The sequence below is a fragment of the Paraburkholderia strydomiana genome (assembly GCF_031456815.1).
Lineage (GTDB): Bacteria > Pseudomonadota > Gammaproteobacteria > Burkholderiales > Burkholderiaceae > Paraburkholderia > Paraburkholderia caledonica.
Genome location: NZ_JAVDVL010000001.1, coordinates 101,377 through 116,884, shown reverse-complemented (window position 1 = coordinate 116,884; position 15,508 = coordinate 101,377). Strand labels below are relative to the sequence as shown.

At 63.0% G+C, this 15,508-nt stretch carries 12 protein-coding genes; 10 read left to right on the top strand and 2 right to left on the bottom strand.

Annotation, left to right across the window (positions count from 1 at the left end; genetic code table 11):
- The first annotated feature begins 59 nt into the window (after positions 1-59).
- Both J2W46_RS00515 and J2W46_RS00510 read left to right on the top strand, forming a co-directional pair.
- Positions 60-1,595: a DUF1800 domain-containing protein gene (locus J2W46_RS00515; protein WP_310350416.1), complete on the top strand. Its 1,536-nt coding sequence runs from the start codon at positions 60-62 to the stop codon at positions 1,593-1,595.
- 3 nt (positions 1,596-1,598) lie between these two features.
- Positions 1,599-2,747 (top strand): DUF1501 domain-containing protein, encoded by a 1,149-nt coding sequence (locus tag J2W46_RS00510; RefSeq protein WP_310350414.1) that lies wholly within the window; start codon positions 1,599-1,601, stop codon positions 2,745-2,747.
- An 11-nt stretch (positions 2,748-2,758) separates the two neighbouring features.
- Here the strand turns inward: J2W46_RS00510 and J2W46_RS00505 are convergent, their stop codons facing one another.
- Positions 2,759-3,682, bottom strand: coding sequence for a LysR family transcriptional regulator (locus J2W46_RS00505; protein WP_020067758.1), 924 nt, complete (start codon positions 3,680-3,682; stop codon positions 2,759-2,761).
- A gap of 176 nt (positions 3,683-3,858) precedes the next feature.
- Between J2W46_RS00505 and J2W46_RS00500 the strand changes: the two genes are divergently transcribed.
- From J2W46_RS00500 to J2W46_RS00490, 3 genes are all read left to right on the top strand, one after another.
- A complete protein-coding gene (locus tag J2W46_RS00500) occupies positions 3,859-5,307 on the top strand; it encodes a M20 family metallopeptidase (RefSeq protein WP_310350409.1) in 1,449 nt (482 codons plus the stop codon).
- A complete protein-coding gene (locus J2W46_RS00495) occupies positions 5,297-6,586 on the top strand; it encodes an MFS transporter (RefSeq protein WP_020067756.1) in 1,290 nt (429 codons plus the stop codon). Before J2W46_RS00500 ends, J2W46_RS00495 begins: the two co-directional genes overlap by 11 nt.
- A gap of 72 nt (positions 6,587-6,658) precedes the next feature.
- Positions 6,659-7,711: a serine hydrolase domain-containing protein gene (locus J2W46_RS00490; RefSeq protein ID WP_310350405.1), complete on the top strand. Its 1,053-nt coding sequence runs from the start codon at positions 6,659-6,661 to the stop codon at positions 7,709-7,711.
- Positions 7,712-7,793: 82 nt separating this feature from the next.
- On the opposite strand, the gene J2W46_RS00485 is transcribed toward J2W46_RS00490, so the two are convergent.
- Positions 7,794-8,471 (bottom strand): FadR/GntR family transcriptional regulator, encoded by a 678-nt coding sequence (locus tag J2W46_RS00485; protein WP_204521436.1) that lies wholly within the window; start codon positions 8,469-8,471, stop codon positions 7,794-7,796.
- A 219-nt stretch (positions 8,472-8,690) separates the two neighbouring features.
- On the opposite strand from J2W46_RS00485, the gene J2W46_RS00480 reads away from it, so the two are divergent.
- From J2W46_RS00480 to J2W46_RS00460, 5 genes are all read left to right on the top strand, one after another.
- Positions 8,691-10,475 (top strand): gamma-glutamyltransferase family protein, encoded by a 1,785-nt coding sequence (locus J2W46_RS00480; RefSeq protein WP_087753699.1) that lies wholly within the window; start codon positions 8,691-8,693, stop codon positions 10,473-10,475.
- 49 nt (positions 10,476-10,524) lie between these two features.
- On the top strand, positions 10,525-11,937 hold the full coding sequence (locus J2W46_RS00475; protein ID WP_310350398.1) for an MFS transporter: 1,413 nt from the start codon (positions 10,525-10,527) through the stop codon (positions 11,935-11,937).
- 34 nt (positions 11,938-11,971) lie between these two features.
- A complete protein-coding gene (locus tag J2W46_RS00470; RefSeq protein ID WP_310350395.1) occupies positions 11,972-12,526 on the top strand; it encodes a GAF domain-containing protein in 555 nt (184 codons plus the stop codon).
- Between the two features lies 1 nt (position 12,527).
- Positions 12,528-13,856: an MFS transporter gene (locus J2W46_RS00465; RefSeq protein ID WP_310350393.1), complete on the top strand. Its 1,329-nt coding sequence runs from the start codon at positions 12,528-12,530 to the stop codon at positions 13,854-13,856.
- A gap of 209 nt (positions 13,857-14,065) precedes the next feature.
- Positions 14,066-15,394, top strand: a complete 1,329-nt coding sequence (locus J2W46_RS00460; protein WP_204522059.1) for an NAD(P)/FAD-dependent oxidoreductase — start codon at positions 14,066-14,068, stop codon at positions 15,392-15,394.
- Positions 15,395-15,508 lie beyond the last annotated feature (114 nt).

Sequence of the window (15,508 nt, the reverse complement as noted above, 5' to 3'; positions counted from 1 at the left end):
CGCGACGGATATCTCTCGCACCGCACGTTCAAGCTGTATCTAACGCCGAAGAGGATCGCATGGCTGCGCAACCGAACCTTACCGCCGCTGCAATTGCGCTGAACCGCTTCGGCCTGGGCGCCCGCGCCGACGATACGCCGCCCGCCGATCCGAAGGCCTGGCTACTCGCGCAGTTCGATCAGTATCAGGCGAAGCCGGCTGCGTGGGCGAGCCAGCCGGATTCGCTGGCAATATCGGGCGAACTGGAGCAGCAGCGCATGCAGTTGCGTATGCAGGCTCAGCGCAATCCGGGCGGCGCGAGCATGCCCGCACAAACAAATGCTCAGACAAGCGAGCAGGCGGCATCGCAAAGCGACACGAAAAAAGATAAGGAAGCCGAACGAAAGGCGATTCGTGCGGAAATACGCGACAACTATCGATCGTCCGTGAATGCGCGGGTGGTGAGCGCACTGACGACACAGACGCCCTTTGTCGAGCGGCTGGTTCATTTCTGGTCTAACCATTTCGCAGTGTCGACGGAAAAGCCCGCTGTGGCGGCGCTCGCCGGCTCATTCGAAGCTGAAGCGATCCGTCCACATGTGCTGGGCCGCTTCGAGGACATGCTGGTCGCGGTCGAACGTCATCCGGCCATGCAGCTGTTTCTCGATCAGACGCGCTCGGTAGGGCCGGACAGCGTCGCGGCGATGCGGGCGGCGCAGCGAAATCCCCAGAGCAAGCGCGGCCTCAACGAAAATCTCGCGCGCGAAATCATGGAGCTACATACGCTAGGTGTGCGCAGTGGCTATAACCAGGAGGACGTGACCGAATTCGCCCGCGCGCTGACCGGTTGGAGTCTCGCTACCGGATTTCGGAATCCCGGGAATATCGCCAACGCCGGCAGTTCAGCCAGTGCAGGCATGCAGGCAAGCCGTCCGATGCAAGAAGCCTCGGCGCCGGGCAGCTTCGTGTTTCGCGACGCGTTGCATGAACCCGGCTCACGAACCATCATGGGCCGCCGTTACGATCAGCCTGGCGAACAGCAGGCGCTTGCAATCTTGCATGATCTCGCCAGCGCGCCCGCAACAGCGCAGCACATCGGCTCGAAACTGGCCCGTCATTTCATTGCCGACAATCCGCCGGCAGGCGTGAGCGAGGGGCTTGCGGGCGTTCTCGAGCGCAGCGGCGGCGATCTGCCGTCCGTCTACCGTGCATTGCTCGATATGCCGCAAGCGTGGTCGCCCGTCGCTGTCAAGTTCAAGACGCCGTGGGAATGGGCGATCTCTTCGATGCGCGGGCTCGGCTGGCAAGACCTTGGTAATCAGCAGGCTGCGCCCATCCTGGCGCAGCTCGGTCAACCCGTGTGGCGGCCGGGCTCGCCTGCCGGTTACGACGATATTGCTGCAAGCTGGGCCGCGCCCGATGCGCTGGTGCGCCGCGTCGAAGTGGCGCAGCGCCTGGCCGCGCGCGTCGGCGACCGGCTCGACGCGCGTTCGCTGGGGCAGGTGCTGCTCCCGGGATCGCTCAGCGCGCCGAGTGCTGTGGCCGTCGCACGTGCCGAAAGCGCATCCACGGCCATTGCACTTTTGCTGGTCTCGCCCGATTTTCAACGGAGATAGTCCATGTCTTCACGCCGTCAATTTCTGCAAATTGCTGCTGCCGGAGCGGGCGCAATTCTCATATCGCCGCGCGTTGCTTTCGCGAGCGTCGTCACGGATCGGCGTTTCGTGTTCGTGATTCAGCGGGGCGCCGCCGATGGCCTGAACACCGTCGTGCCCTACGCGGAGCCTGCCTATGCAACGTTGCGCGGCCCGCTTGCGATCGATGCATCGAGCGCGCGCCGCCTTGACGGCACCTTTGCGCTGCATCCCGCACTCGTGCAGATCGGCGCCATGTACGCGGACCGCCAGGCGCTGTTCGTACACGCGGTGGCGTCGCCGTATCGCGACCGCTCGCATTTCGACGGACAGAACGTGCTCGAGACGGGCAGCGCCTCGCCATATCGGGTGAAGGACGGCTGGCTGAACCGGCTCGTCGCGCAATTACCCAGCGCACGCGAAAACGCGATTGCGTTCGCGCCGACTGTGCCCATGGCGCTGCGCGGCAATGCAGAGGTGACTTCTTACGCGCCTTCAGCATTGCCGCAAGCGCCGGACGATCTGCTCATGCGCGTCTCCCAGCTATACGATCAGGACGCGCAGTTGCGCCCACTGTGGGAATCGGCAATGACGGCGCGCGGTCTTGCTGGCGACGCCGGCGCGCGCCAGGACCCCGCGAGCCTCGGCAAACTGGCCGCCAGTTTTCTGTCGCGCGATGACGGCCCGCGTATCGCAATGATCGAAACCGGCGGCTGGGACACGCACAGTGCGCAGAGCACGCGCCTTGCGAATCAGTTGAAGGCGCTCGACACAATGCTCGCGGCGCTGCGCGACAACATGGGCCCGGCCTGGAGCAAAACCACCGTACTCGTCGCGACCGAGTTCGGCAGAACCGCGGCCGCGAACGGCACTGGCGGCACCGATCACGGCACGGGTTCGGTGGCGATGGTATTGGGCGGGGCGGTCGCGGGCGGGCGGGTCATCGCGGATTGGCCCGGTCTCGCGCCTCGCGACCTTTACGAAGCGCGCGACCTCAAACCGACCACGTCGCTCGACTCGCTGATTGCCGGTGTCGCGAGCGAAGGCCTCGGCCTCGACCCTCAGCGCACGGCTCGCGCGCTATTCAGTCAGACCGTCGCGACGAAGCCGCTCACCGGTATCGTGCGTGCATAGTGCGGCGCGCGCTAACCTCGGCTGACTCCCACGTCCACATGCTCCGGCGACTCGATCGCTTCCATCAGCAACGCAATGAACGCGGTCACTGCCTGTGGAAGCGTGCGGCCCGCCATCGTCTGAATCTGCAACGTGCGCTGGTGCAGTTCGGGGTTTGAAATCGGCACCATCGCAAGTGAGTCGGACACGAGGCGGCTGTGTACCGTCAGATAGCCGGTCAACGTTATCGCGTCGGTGTAGCGCACGAAGTTTTGCAACGCCACGTGATAGTTGCTGGCGATTACCGGCTCGAAGATCAGCCCTTCGAGACTGCATGCGATATCGAACAGTTGCCGTATCGTCAGAGTCTGGCTCGGCATGGCGAGCGGCCACGGCAGCAGGTCCGCCAGCGAGACGCTGGCGCGCGCGGCGAGCGGATGGCTCTGCCGCATCAGCGCGTACACCGGTGCGCGCTGTGCGTAATGCACTTGCACGTCCCGCTCCGGCACCATGTTGAAACATACCGCCACGTCGTGCGTGCCTTCACGCACGCGCTGCGTCGCTATCGACGGCGCGGAGACGTCGAGCTGGAAATGCGCCCCGGGATGCATCTTCAGGAACTGCGCAAACACGAGTGGCAGGAAATCCGGTGCAACGCCTTCCGAACTCGCAATGCGAATGGTCGCGCGTTCGCCGGCCGAGAGGCCGCGGATCTCTCCAGTAACACGTTCGTCCTCCAGCTGACTGCGGCGGGCGTGGTTGGCGAGGAGCCGCCCGGCATCGGTGAGTACCATGCCGCGCGGACGGCGCTCGAAGAGCGGCGTTCCCAGTTGCTCCTCGAGCCTCGCGATTTGCCGGCTCAAAGCCGACACGGCGACGAAAAGCCGCTCGGACGCCTTGCTCAGCGATCCGCTGCGCGCGACTTCGAGGAAATAGCGCAAGGCTGTCTGGTCCATTGGATGCGTTAGTCCCGGTGACGACCTTTGCCGTTCTGGCAAAGGTGGGTGAGAAATATTGTAATTGTGCAGAAATATCGGCCACCACAGCATGGGTGTTGACCCGCTGCCGCATGCGCCGCGCACTCTGACGCGGCGGCGCAACGCAGTTTCCAGCGCACCCGACGGAGACCGAGTTGACCCGACATACCGCCATTGAGCTAGCCACCGAAGGCTACCGATCCGGCCAGTTTCTCGCCGACCTGCAACGCCGCGTCGCGCTGCGTACTGAAAGCCAGGAGCCGGAGCGCAACTCGCTTCTGCGCGCCTATCTCACCGACGAACTGACGCCGCGCCTCGAAGCATGGGGCTTCGTGTGCCGCATCGCCGAGAACCCGCACGAAGGCGCGGGCCCATTTCTGATCGCGCATCGGCATGAAGGCGACGATTTGCCGACCGTGCTCAGCTACGGCCATGGCGACGTGGTGCGCGGCTACGACGCGCAATGGGCGGACGGCCGCTCGCCATGGGCGGTGAGCGTTGACGGCGAGCGCTGGTATGGCCGCGGCACCGCCGACAACAAAGGCCAGCACAGCATCAATCTGGCCGCGCTGAAAGCCGTGATGGATGCGCGCGGCGGCAAGCTCGGCTTCAACCTGAAGCTGTTGTTCGAAACCGGCGAAGAGGTCGGGTCGCCCGGTTTGCACGCACTCTGCACCAGCTTGCGCGCCGAACTTGCCGCCGATGTCCTGATCGCCTCCGACGGCCCGCGTCTCGCCGCCAGCCGCCCGACGCTCTTTCTCGGCTCGCGCGGCGTAACCAATTTCCGGCTCGATGTGAACCTGCGCGACGGCGCGCATCACTCGGGCAACTGGGGCGGCTTGCTGCGCAATCCGGGCATCGTGCTCGCCAACGCGATTGCGTCGATGGTTGATGCCAACGGCCGTATCGCGATCGAAGGGCTTCGTCCGCCGCCGGTGCCGGATGCGGTGCGCCGCGCGCTGGCCGACATCGCCGTGGGCGGCAACCCCGGCGAGCCTGAAGTGGATACCGACTACGGCGAGCCGGGTCTGACGCCCGCCGAGCGCGTGTTCGGCTGGAACAATCTGGAAGTGCTCGCGTTTCGCACCGGTAACCCCGAAAAGCCCGTGAATGCCATTCCGCCGTTTGCGTTTGCGCACATGCAGCTGCGCTTCGTGGTGGGCACCGACTGGTCCGATATCGCCGGCATTGTGCGCCGCCATCTCGACGCGCACGGTTTCCAGATGGTCGAAGTGAGCGTCGAACGCGGCGCGCCCGCCACGCGCGTCGATCCGGAGAACCCGTGGGTACGGTGGGCGTTGCGCTCGCTTACGCAAACCACCGGCGCGCAGCCGGTGCTGCTGCCGAACCTCGGCGGAACGCTGCCGAACGATGTGTTCGCCGACGTGCTCGGCATGCCCACGCTGTGGGTGCCGCATTCGTACCCCGGCTGTTCGCAGCACGCGCCGGACGAGCATCTGCTCGCGCCGGTAGTCGAAGAAGGTCTGCGCATCATGGCGGGCCTGTTCTGGGATCTCGGTACGCGCGAGGGCGACGCCCCCGACGCGAATCCGGCCGCCAATCTGCCCCGTCAACCGTATCGAGGACAGCGCAATGAGTACTGACACCGCCGCCATGCAACAACCGCTAGACGCCGCGCAGTCGCACAACATTGCGCGCCTGATCGTGGCGACATCGATAGGAAACGCGCTCGAGTTCTACGATCTCGTCGTGTATGGCTACTTCGCCTCCACGCTGTCGCGGCTGTTTTTTCCGACGCACGACCGCACCGTTTCGCTGTTACTTACGCTCGGCACGTTCGCGTTGTCGTATCTCGCGCGTCCGGTTGGCGCGCTGGTTCTCGGTTCATATAGCGACAGGCACGGCAGAAAGGCCTCGCTCACACTGTCGATTGGGTTGATGACGCTCGGCACAGGACTCGTCGCCGTCATGCCGCCGTATGCGACGATCGGCATCGCCGCGCCGATCCTGATCTTCCTGTCGCGCTTGCTGCAGGGCTTTTCGGCCGGCGGTGAATTCGGCAGTTCGACGGCGTTTCTCGTCGAGCATGCGCCGGCGCGCAGCGGCTTCATGTCGAGCTGGCAGTTCTCGAGCCAAGGCGCGAGCACCTTGCTCGCCTCGTTGTTCGGCGCCTTGCTGACCGGCCTGCTGACGCCGCCGCAACTGGAAGGGTGGGGCTGGCGTATCCCATTCCTGTTCGGCATGCTGATCGGTCCCATCGGCCTTTACATTCGCCGGCGCATGGACGAAACACCGGAATTCGCTCGCGCTGAAAAGCTCGCGTCGCCGGTGCGCGTGGTGCTTGCGACGCAAAAGGAACGGGTGCTCGTTTCGATCGGCTCGCTCGTGCTCACCACGACCGCGAACTACATGCTGCTGTATATGCCGACGTACGCGACGCATCAGCTCAAGCTCTCGCCGTCGTCGGGATTCATTGCGACGCTCGTGGCGGGTTTCATCATGATGGCGCTGGTGCCGGTGGTCGGACATCTGTCGGACAAGCTCGGGCGCATACGCATCATGCTGCCGGTCGGCGTGCTGTTTCTGGTGACGGTGTATCCGGCCTTCATGCTGATGAACGCCTATCCGTCGCTGCCCATGCTGCTGGCCTGTGTGATCTGGGTCGCACTGCTGAAAGCGACGTACTTCGCGCCGATTCCCGCGTTGATGGCGGACCTTTTCCCTGTTGAAACGCGCACGACCGGCATGGCGTTCGCCTACAACATCGGCACGACGATTTTCGGCGGCTTCACGCCGGTGGTGGTCGCGGCGCTGATCGCCTTCACACATAACAATCTGGCGCCCGGTTTGTATCTGATGATCGCCGCTGTAATCAGCCTCTTCACGCTGATGTGGGCGCGCCGTCGTCTGCATGTGCGGTGAGTGCGCGGGGTTAATCGCGGTCATCACTCTGCACGCGCAACGACTTTCCAGAAAAACTCACAGGAAATACGCATGAACGAAGCATTGCAGCAGGCCATCCAGTTTTCCATCGAGCATGAATCGACGTGGGATCGCCAGGTCGATGCCAACTGGGGCGTGCATGTGAAAGACCCGGCACCGTGGAACCGGCTGCTCGGACCCGTGCATGACCGGGGGCCGGTCTCGGGCGCGATTGCGCTCGACGGGCACAAGCTCGCGACGTGGGGTGAGCCGGACCGCGCGGACCTCACGTTCAGCATTGCGAAGACGTATCTGGCGCTGCTCGCGGGCGTTGCCCACGACCGCGGCCTGCTGTCCGATCTCGATGAGCCCGTGCGCGTGCGCGTGCCGGGGATCGGCTTCGACGACGATCACAACGCAAGCATCACGTGGGCGCAATTGCTGCAACAGACGAGCGAATGGCAGGGCACCTGCTTCGGTTTGCCCGACCAGGCGGATCACTATCGCGCGGTCACGTTCGGTGAGCCGCCGAATGGCAAAAAGGGCGATCTGCGTCCGCTACAGCAGCCGGGCACGTATTGGGAATACAACGACGTGCGCATCAACCAGCTTTCGCTTGCGCTGCTGCATCTGTTCGGCGAGCCGCTGCCGGACGTGTTCCGCGAGGCGATTGCACGGCCTTCAGGAGCAAGCGACGCCTGGGATTGGGTCGGCTACGACCACTCGTGGGTGGAGGTGGGCGGACGCCGCATGCAGTCGGTGCCGGGCGGCACGCACTGGGGCGGCGGCATGTCGATCAGCGCAAACGATCAGTTGAAGATCGCGCAGATGCTACTCGACGAAGGCGTCGCATCGGGGCGCCGCGTGCTGTCGAAGGAATGGATCGAGCGTATGCAAACGCCTTGCGCGATCGCGCCGTTTTACGGCTATCTCGTCTGGCTCAACACCGGCCAGAAGATGTTCCCGAGCGTGCCGGCATCGAGCTACTTCGGTGTGGGCGCGGGTAGCTCGTTCATGTGGATCGAGCCGACCCGGAGGCTCGCCGTCATAGTGCGCTGGCTCAACCCCGAGCATGCGGACGAGTTCTTTGGGCGTGTGTTCGATGCAGTCGCGCAGTTGCGGTGACGGCCGGTCGGGTGAGCACGGCAAACGCCTTTCGACAACTCCACCGAAAGCATGATCAAACGAATGCACAGCCAAAGCTGTTTCATCCCGGTGACTCCGCCGCGCCGCCTATCTTGCTGGACGCCCGCGACTGAACGCTCGACAGATGTTCGCGCATGCATCGAGCCGCCGTTTCACCGTCACGGGCTTTCATCGCGTTGACGATTGCCTGATGCTGCTGCGCAAAATAATGCCGCGTCTCCTGGCTGACGGTTTTCTTTCGAACCTCCGGCTTGACTCGCATGCCGTTGATCACTTCCATGAGCGCAATGAGCGCGGGATTGCGGGTGGCCTGGCTGATCAATGAATGGAATCGCTGATCCCATTGCTGCCACTCCTCGTCGCTGTTCGCGGCCGCGTTTTTCCGCGCGCACTTCTCAAGTTCGAGCAGATCGTCCCAGCTAGCCTTGGTCGCGGCGAGTTCCGCCAGCGCGGGCTCGAAAAGTAGCCTCATCTCGGCGATATCCGCTGGACTGGTGCCCGCGCGCAAGCCGCGCAGCGTGGGACCGAACTTGAGCGGCCGTGCTCCCAGATACGTGCCGCGTCCAACTCCGCGCCACACGCGTCCTGACGCCTCCAGTGAGGCAAGCACCGAGCGCAATTCCCTTCGACTGACGCCAAGCTCTTCAGCCAGCTTCCTTTCGGGCGGTAACGCGTCGCCGTCTTTGAGCTGATGACTTGCGATATACCCGAGCAGGCCGCTCAACGCTGTCTCTTCCATTCCATTTTCCGAACCAATGAATATTGGTACCAAAGATAACAGATTGACGGCGCACTGGCGCTGTGAATTTCAAGCAATGCTTTTTTGGCTTGTATTACGCGGTTATATTCCAGGTTAGCATTGAGGAAAGGGTGGCGTCATCCAAGGCCGGCTGATCGAATTGATACCTTTAAACATTGGTTCAGCAACCGGTCGCAGCGATCAAAAGAGGAGTAGGGCATGTCGTTCACAACTCGTCCCGAACTGATTGGCACGTTCGGAATGGTGGCCTCCACGCATTGGCTGGCCAGCGCGTCGGCCATGGCCGCGCTGGAAAAAGGCGGCAATGCCTTCGACGCCGCTGCAGCCGCGGGGTTTGTACTTCAGATCGTCGAGCCGCATTTGAACGGTCCCGGCGGTGAACTGCCGGTGGTGTTCTACAGCGCCCGCGAAGACCGGGTTCGAGTGCTTTGCGGCCAGGGCGTGACGCCCGCGAGCATGACCATCGGGCGTATGCGCGAGTTGGGGCTGGAAGTGGTGCCGGGGACCGGACTTTTACCGGCGGTGGTACCGGGGGCATTCGGCGCATGGATGGCCATGCTGCGCGACTATGGCCAGTTGCCGCTCGAAGACGTGTTGAGCTATGCGATCGGCTATGCGGAGAACGGCTACCCGGTGCTGCCGCGCATGGCTTCGTCGATCCTCGCGATCAAGGATTTTTTTCTCACCGAATGGCCTACCTCGGCCGAACAATGGCTGCGAAATGGCGACGCGCCCACGCCGAATCACCTCTTCGCCAATCCTGCGATCGCCACCACCTACAAACGCATCCTGCGAGAAGCGACCAGCCGCAGCGACCGCGCCGAGCAGTGCGAACGGGCTCGCGAAGTGTTCTATCGCGGGTTCGTGGCAGACGCCATCGACCAGTACTTTCGGTCCACAGCCGTTCTCGATACGTCCGGCCAGCGCAATCGCGGCTTGCTCTCGGCCGACGATCTCGCTCGCTGGGAGCCCTCTTATGAAGACCCGGTGTCCTACGACTACGGCGATCTTCGCGTCCACAAGACGGGTCCGTGGGGGCAGGGACCGATGTTCCTGCAGCAGCTTGCGCTGCTCAAGGGATTCGATCTCGCGGCGATGGATCCGCTGGGACCGGATTTCGTCCACACGGTTATCGAGTGCTCGAAGCTCGCGTTCGCCGACCGCGAGGTCTTCTACGGCGACCCGGCGTTTGCCCATGTGCCGCTAGATGTGCTGCTCAGCGACGCCTATAACGACGAACGTCGCAAGCTCATCGATCCGCAGCGTGCGTCGCTCGAATTTTGTCCGGGAACGCTGGGCGACAGCGGGCGTCGCGCCGCGCGCATCATGGCGCTCGCCGGGAAGGAACAGTTTGGGGGCTTCGGGCAGGGAGAGCCGACCTTCGCGCCGCTGCCTGAACTGCGAGGCGACACCGTGCACCTCGATATCGTCGACCGGTGGGGCAACATGGTGTCGGCTACGCCCTCTGGCGGCTGGTTGCAGGCGTCGCCGGCGGTGCCCGGACTCGGGTTCAACGTCACCACGCGTGCGCAGATGTTCTGGATGGAAGAGGGCCTGCCATCGTCACTGGGTCCCGGGCGCCGTCCTCGCACAACCCTGTCGCCCACGCTCGTTACCCGCGCGGGCAAACCTTACGCGGCATTCGGCACGCCCGGCGGCGACCAGCAGGATCAGTGGTCGCTCCAGCTGTTCCTGAAACATGTGCACGCCGGCATGAACTTCCAGGCCGCCGCGGATTCGCCGTCGTTCCAGACCGCTCATTTTCCCGGCTCGTTCTACCCGCGCGCGATGCAGTTGGGCAAGATGTCCGCCGAAGCACGCTTTCCGGAAAGCACGCTCGCCGAATTGCGCGCGCGTGGACACGATCTGACCGTGGCGGAGCCGTGGGCATTGGGGCGGGTCTGCGCGGTCGGCATCAGAAATGGCCTGATGCGCGGCGCGGCGACGCCTCGCCAGATGCAGGCATATGCGATCGGGCGATGAACTTCGTGCCCGCGATCAACGCGCTCATTCCTCCATGGAGAAACTCGCCATGTCCGCTGTAGCTGCTCGTCTTGAACGGCTCCCGTTATCGGGATTTCATCGCAAACTTCTGCTGATCGGCGGGCTGGGGTATCTGTTCGACGGACTCGATTCGTCGTCGCTTGCGTTCCTGTTACCGGTCGTCAGCAAGCTGTGGCATTTGACGAGCGCCGAGACTGGCCTCGTTGCCAGCAGTACCTATATCGGGTACTTCTTCGGCGCTTTTCTGTCGGGGGTTTTCGCCGATCTCATCGGCCGCCGCCGCATCATGATGACGGCGCTGGCGATCTACTGTGTCGCGTCGCTCGCGAGTGCAGCGGCAACCGACTGGCACACGTTCTTCGCATTACGCATCGTCGCGGGTTTTGGCTCCGGCGCGGAGACCGTGGTGATCGCGCCATTCCTCGCGGAATTCGTGCCGCGGCGCTACAGGGGAATGTTTTGCGGCGCACTGGTCGGTTTCATGTCGTTCGGCTATCTGAGTTCGTCGATTCTCGGCTTCGTCGTGGTCAGAAACTTTGCCGATGGCTGGCGGTATCTCGCCGTGGTCACGTCGTTGCCGGTCGTCATGCTGCTCTGGTGGCGAAGGACGCTGCCCGAGTCGCCGCGATGGCTCGAAAGCCAGGGCCGAACCGACGAAGCGAATCGCATCGTGAGCACGATCGAATCATGGTTTACCGGCCGCGGCATTCATCTTGCGCCGGTTGCCGCCGTCCGCATGATGCCGGCGACGGCACCGGCCAAGGGTCGCGCATTGCAGAACGTGTTGACGTTGTGGTCGCCGCGACTCGCGCGTACCACGGCGGTGAGCTGGCTCATGTGGTTTTCGGTCGCGTTCGCGTACTACTCGTTCTTCTCGTGGATCCCGAGTCTGCTCCTCAAGGAGGGGCTCACCATGACTAAGAGCTTCGGTTATTCGATCGCGATCTATGGGGCGCAGATCCCCGGTTATTTCTCTGCCGCATGGCTCAATGAACGCATCGGACGCAAAGCCGTGGTCGCGTCGTACATGCTGCTGGGCGGCATCGCGGCGATCGCGCTTGCGTTCTCTCACACGGGAATCGGCATCATGCTTGCGGGCATATGCCTGTCGTTCTTCATGAACGGCGCATTCGCGGGCGTCTATGCGTACACCCCGGAAGTGTTTCCCACTGCAGTCCGCACGACGGGCACGGGATCGTCGTCATCGTTCGGCCGCATCGGCTCGGTGAGCGCGCCGATTCTGGTCGGCCTCGTCTATCCCGCGTTCGGATTTCTGGGCGTATTCGCGATGACCACGACAGTTCTGCTCGTCGGGGCATGCGTGGTTTTCTGCCTGGGTATCGAGACTCGCAACCGCTCGCTCGAAGATATCGAGGCCGAGGAGTTCGGGCGTGCACAGGATGTTCGAGGTCCGCTCAGTTCCACGGAATTAGGCGGCTGAGCGCCGCGATGTGCCAACTCTTCGTTTATAGACCATGCAAGCCAACAGGATCGTGACTACGCCGCCCGTCCCGCAAACGCTGGACATTTCCCATCTGGAACATCTCGCCAGGGCCATGCGGCTCAACGGTCAGCCGGCGGCGCTTTTCCGTGCGGTTCATGAGGTGGCGGCAAGCGTAATCGGCTTCCGCCTGCTCACGATCATGTCTTACGACGCCGGGCGCGAGGAAGTCGAACGCGCTTATACGAACATGCCAGACGTGTACCCGGTTGGAGGGCGCAAGAAAAAACGCGGCACCGCGTGGGCCAGACAGGTTCTGCACGACCTTGAGCCATTTCGCGCAGAAACGCCGCAAGGCATTCTCGAAGCGTTCGACGATCACACGGTGATGACCGGCATGGGCCTCGGATCGATATTGAATATCCCTATCGCGTACAACGGCGTGTGCATCGGCACGATGAACCTCACACACCGGGAAGGGTGGTACACCGAGCGGCACGAAGCGCTTGGCTTGCTGATCGGTTCGTTTCTCGCTCCGGCTCTGATCGCGGGCAATACGGTATCCGCCGGTAGTTCGGGTTCTCTCTGACATGACTACAACTCCCCGCGCTACGGCAACGGCAACGGCGACGGCAACGGCAACGGCGACGGCAACGGCAACGCAAAGCGCGGAATCGCAAGGCCGTTGGCTGCTGGTTTTCGTCCTTTCCTATCTCGCGCTAATGGCCGATGGCGCCGACGTGATGATGTACGGCCTGACCCTCACGCGAATCAAGGACGATTTCGGGCTCAGCAATGTGCAGGCAGGAGCGTTGGGAAGTTTGACGTTGGTAGGCATGGCCGCGGGCGGGATACTGGGCGGCTGGCTGAGCGACCGTGTGGGCCGGGTGAGGGTGGTCGTATGGGCGCTGACGCTGTTCTCGCTCGGCGCGGGACTGCTTGGGCTCACTCACAGCTTTGTGCAGTTCGCGATTGTTCGCTTCATTGGTTCGTTGGGAATCGGCTGCATGGTGCTGGTCACCACGCTGGTTGCCGAATACGTGCCCACCGAAAGACGTTCGTTGATTCTCGGCGCGTTGCAGACCGCCATTTCGGCCGGTTATATCGTGGTGATCGCGCTGAGCAGCTGGATCTTGCCGCACTATGGCTGGCGCACGCTGTATTACGTGTCGGCCGTTCCCGTGGTCTTTGCGCTCGCGATCAAATTTGCCGTGCCCGAGCCGGCCAGCTGGCGGGCAAGCCGTGCAGCCGACCGCAATAGCCAGAACGAAAGCGGCACTCATGGCCAGAGTGGAGCGCGATTGCGCGACGGCCGCTACGCCGTGATTTTCCGCACCCGACAGACGCGCACGCTGTTCATCCTGTGGACTCTCGCCTCTGTTTTCATTCTTTCCGGCTTTTATGGTTTGAACAACTGGCTACCCACGTACCTCGAAAGAGAACTGCATATCAAGTTCAGTTCACTGACCGGCTACATGATCGGCACCTACGTGGTCGCCTTCATCGGCAAGATCTTCGCCGGGTGGCTGGGCGACCGCTGGAGCCGGCGCGGCGTATACGTGCTGGGTTGCGCGGGCGCCGCGCTCTTTTTGCCGGTCATCATCTTCTGGCATACGCGGGAGAACATTGCTGCGCTGATGCTTTTCTTCGGCTTCCTGTATGGTGTTCCGCTCGGCACGATCGGCACTTTCATGTCCGAGAGCTTCGCCACTTCGATCCGCGGCACTGCTGTGGGCGGTTCCTATAACGTTGGCCGTTTCTGCGCGGGTGCAGCGCCTATCGTTATCGGCTATCTCGCCACCCAGTTCTCCATTGGCTTTGGCTTTCTCGTCGTGGGTGCGGTCTTCTTTCTGAGCGGCGTCACGGCGCTGTTTATCCCGGACCGCCTGTACGACACCGAACGGCCATCCACGCCATGACGCTTCGGGTTTCTTCCCAAAGCATTCAGGATGCGGTGGATCGTCGTCTCCCGCGCAGAGGCAAGAGGATCGTCCTATCAGCGAAGCGATGGAAGATAGGAGAATCGTAGCCACTTTCTGCGGATGGTGAAACGGTGACGCGCGCTCTTGAACGCATTCCCGAACTCACCACTGCAGTTCACCAGGAAGCGGCAACCGGCGGCTGTGAAATGTTAAGGATCGACGAAGTCACGAATAGCGAAAGTTTCCCCGATCGATGCGATGTCGCGGTGATAGGCGGCGGCATCGTCGGCGTCAGCACCGCGTATGAACTGGCGCGGCGCGGTGTCCAGGTGGTTCTGCTCGAAAAGGGCGTTATTGGCGGCGAGCAGTCTGGGCGCAATTGGGGTTGGGTGCGTCAGCAAAACCGCGACCTCTATGAGTTGCCGCTCGCCATGCAAAGCCTCAGGCGCTGGGAGGAACTGAGCGGAGAACTCGGCGAGGACATTGGCTTTCGCAGGGCTGGCATTCTGTATGGCACGGAGCTTCAATCGGACGTCGCTCAATGGGAGTCGTGGATTGCGCGTGCACGGGAGATCGGTTTCAACAGTGAGATCCTCAGTGCGCGCGAACTGGCGGCGCGCATTCCGTCCGGACGTGCAAGGTGGGCTGGCGGTCTGTGGTCGGTCACGGACGGCCGCGCCGAGCCGTCGAAAGCCGCGCCTGCAATTGCACGCGGGGCGCAACGGCTTGGCGCCAAGGTCTTCCAGAACTGCGCAGTACGCAGTCTGGACATGAGTGCAGGACGCGTCGGCGGCATCTGGACGGAGCGCGGCCGGCTCGCCGCCGACACCGTTGTGCTTGCCGGAGGCGCCTGGAGCGCGTTGTTCTGCCAGCATCATGGTATCGATCTGCCCGCCATTAACGTAATCGGAACGGCGTTGCGCACCGCTGAGGCACCGGCGGTCGTCGAAGGCTGCTTCTCCGGACCTGACTTCGCGTTGAGGCGGAGGTTGGACGGCGGCTACACCATCGCGGTCCCCGGCTATGGACGGGTCGAACTCGCGCCGCAAAACCTGCGGCATTCGGTGAAGTTCCGCACCATGTTCCGCAGCAAGCTGAAGAAGAAACTCAAGGTTCGCGTCGGTACCAGCTTCTTCCACGGACCAGAGGCGAACGCGACGTGGCGCGACGATGACATCTCGCCATTTGAACGGACACGGGTGCTCGACCCGCGTGTCGATAGTGAATGGCTCGAACGCGGACTGCGCAATGTGGCCCGCGTGTTTCCCGAGTTGTCGGGCTTGCGGATCGCTCACGCATGGGCTGGCGCAATCGACACGACGCCGGACCTTGTCCCGATCATCTCGAAGGTCGATGCGAAGCCGGGTCTTGTGATCGCCTCCGGCTTTAGCGGTCACGGCTTCGGGCTAGGGCCTGGCGCGGGCTTACTGGCGAGCCGGCTAGTAATGAACGAGGCGCCGCAATTCGACATGGGTCCCTACAGACTGACGCGCTTTTCCGATGGAACGAAACTGAGCAGCCCCGAAATGATGTGAGTTGAATTGCGGGGACTAGTTCTCGCGACACTGTAATGCGCGCTGAATGAAGTGCGCATTTGCAATTAAACGCGACGTGCTACGATTGCCATCGTCAAGTTCCTGGCTGTCGCA

Coding starts and splice junctions, on each gene's coding strand:
- J2W46_RS00515 (WP_310350416.1), top strand. CDS start 60: ATGGCTGCGCAACCGAACCTTACCGCCGCTGCAATTGCGCTGAACCGC.
- J2W46_RS00510 (WP_310350414.1), top strand. CDS start 1,599: ATGTCTTCACGCCGTCAATTTCTGCAAATTGCTGCTGCCGGAGCGGGC.
- J2W46_RS00505 (WP_020067758.1), bottom strand. CDS start 3,682: ATGGACCAGACAGCCTTGCGCTATTTCCTCGAAGTCGCGCGCAGCGGA.
- J2W46_RS00495 (WP_020067756.1), top strand. CDS start 5,297: ATGAGTACTGACACCGCCGCCATGCAACAACCGCTAGACGCCGCGCAG.
- J2W46_RS00490 (WP_310350405.1), top strand. CDS start 6,659: ATGAACGAAGCATTGCAGCAGGCCATCCAGTTTTCCATCGAGCATGAA.
- J2W46_RS00485 (WP_204521436.1), bottom strand. CDS start 8,471: ATGGAAGAGACAGCGTTGAGCGGCCTGCTCGGGTATATCGCAAGTCAT.
- J2W46_RS00480 (WP_087753699.1), top strand. CDS start 8,691: ATGTCGTTCACAACTCGTCCCGAACTGATTGGCACGTTCGGAATGGTG.
- J2W46_RS00475 (WP_310350398.1), top strand. CDS start 10,525: ATGTCCGCTGTAGCTGCTCGTCTTGAACGGCTCCCGTTATCGGGATTT.
- J2W46_RS00470 (WP_310350395.1), top strand. CDS start 11,972: ATGCAAGCCAACAGGATCGTGACTACGCCGCCCGTCCCGCAAACGCTG.
- J2W46_RS00465 (WP_310350393.1), top strand. CDS start 12,528: ATGACTACAACTCCCCGCGCTACGGCAACGGCAACGGCGACGGCAACG.
- J2W46_RS00460 (WP_204522059.1), top strand. CDS start 14,066: ATGTTAAGGATCGACGAAGTCACGAATAGCGAAAGTTTCCCCGATCGA.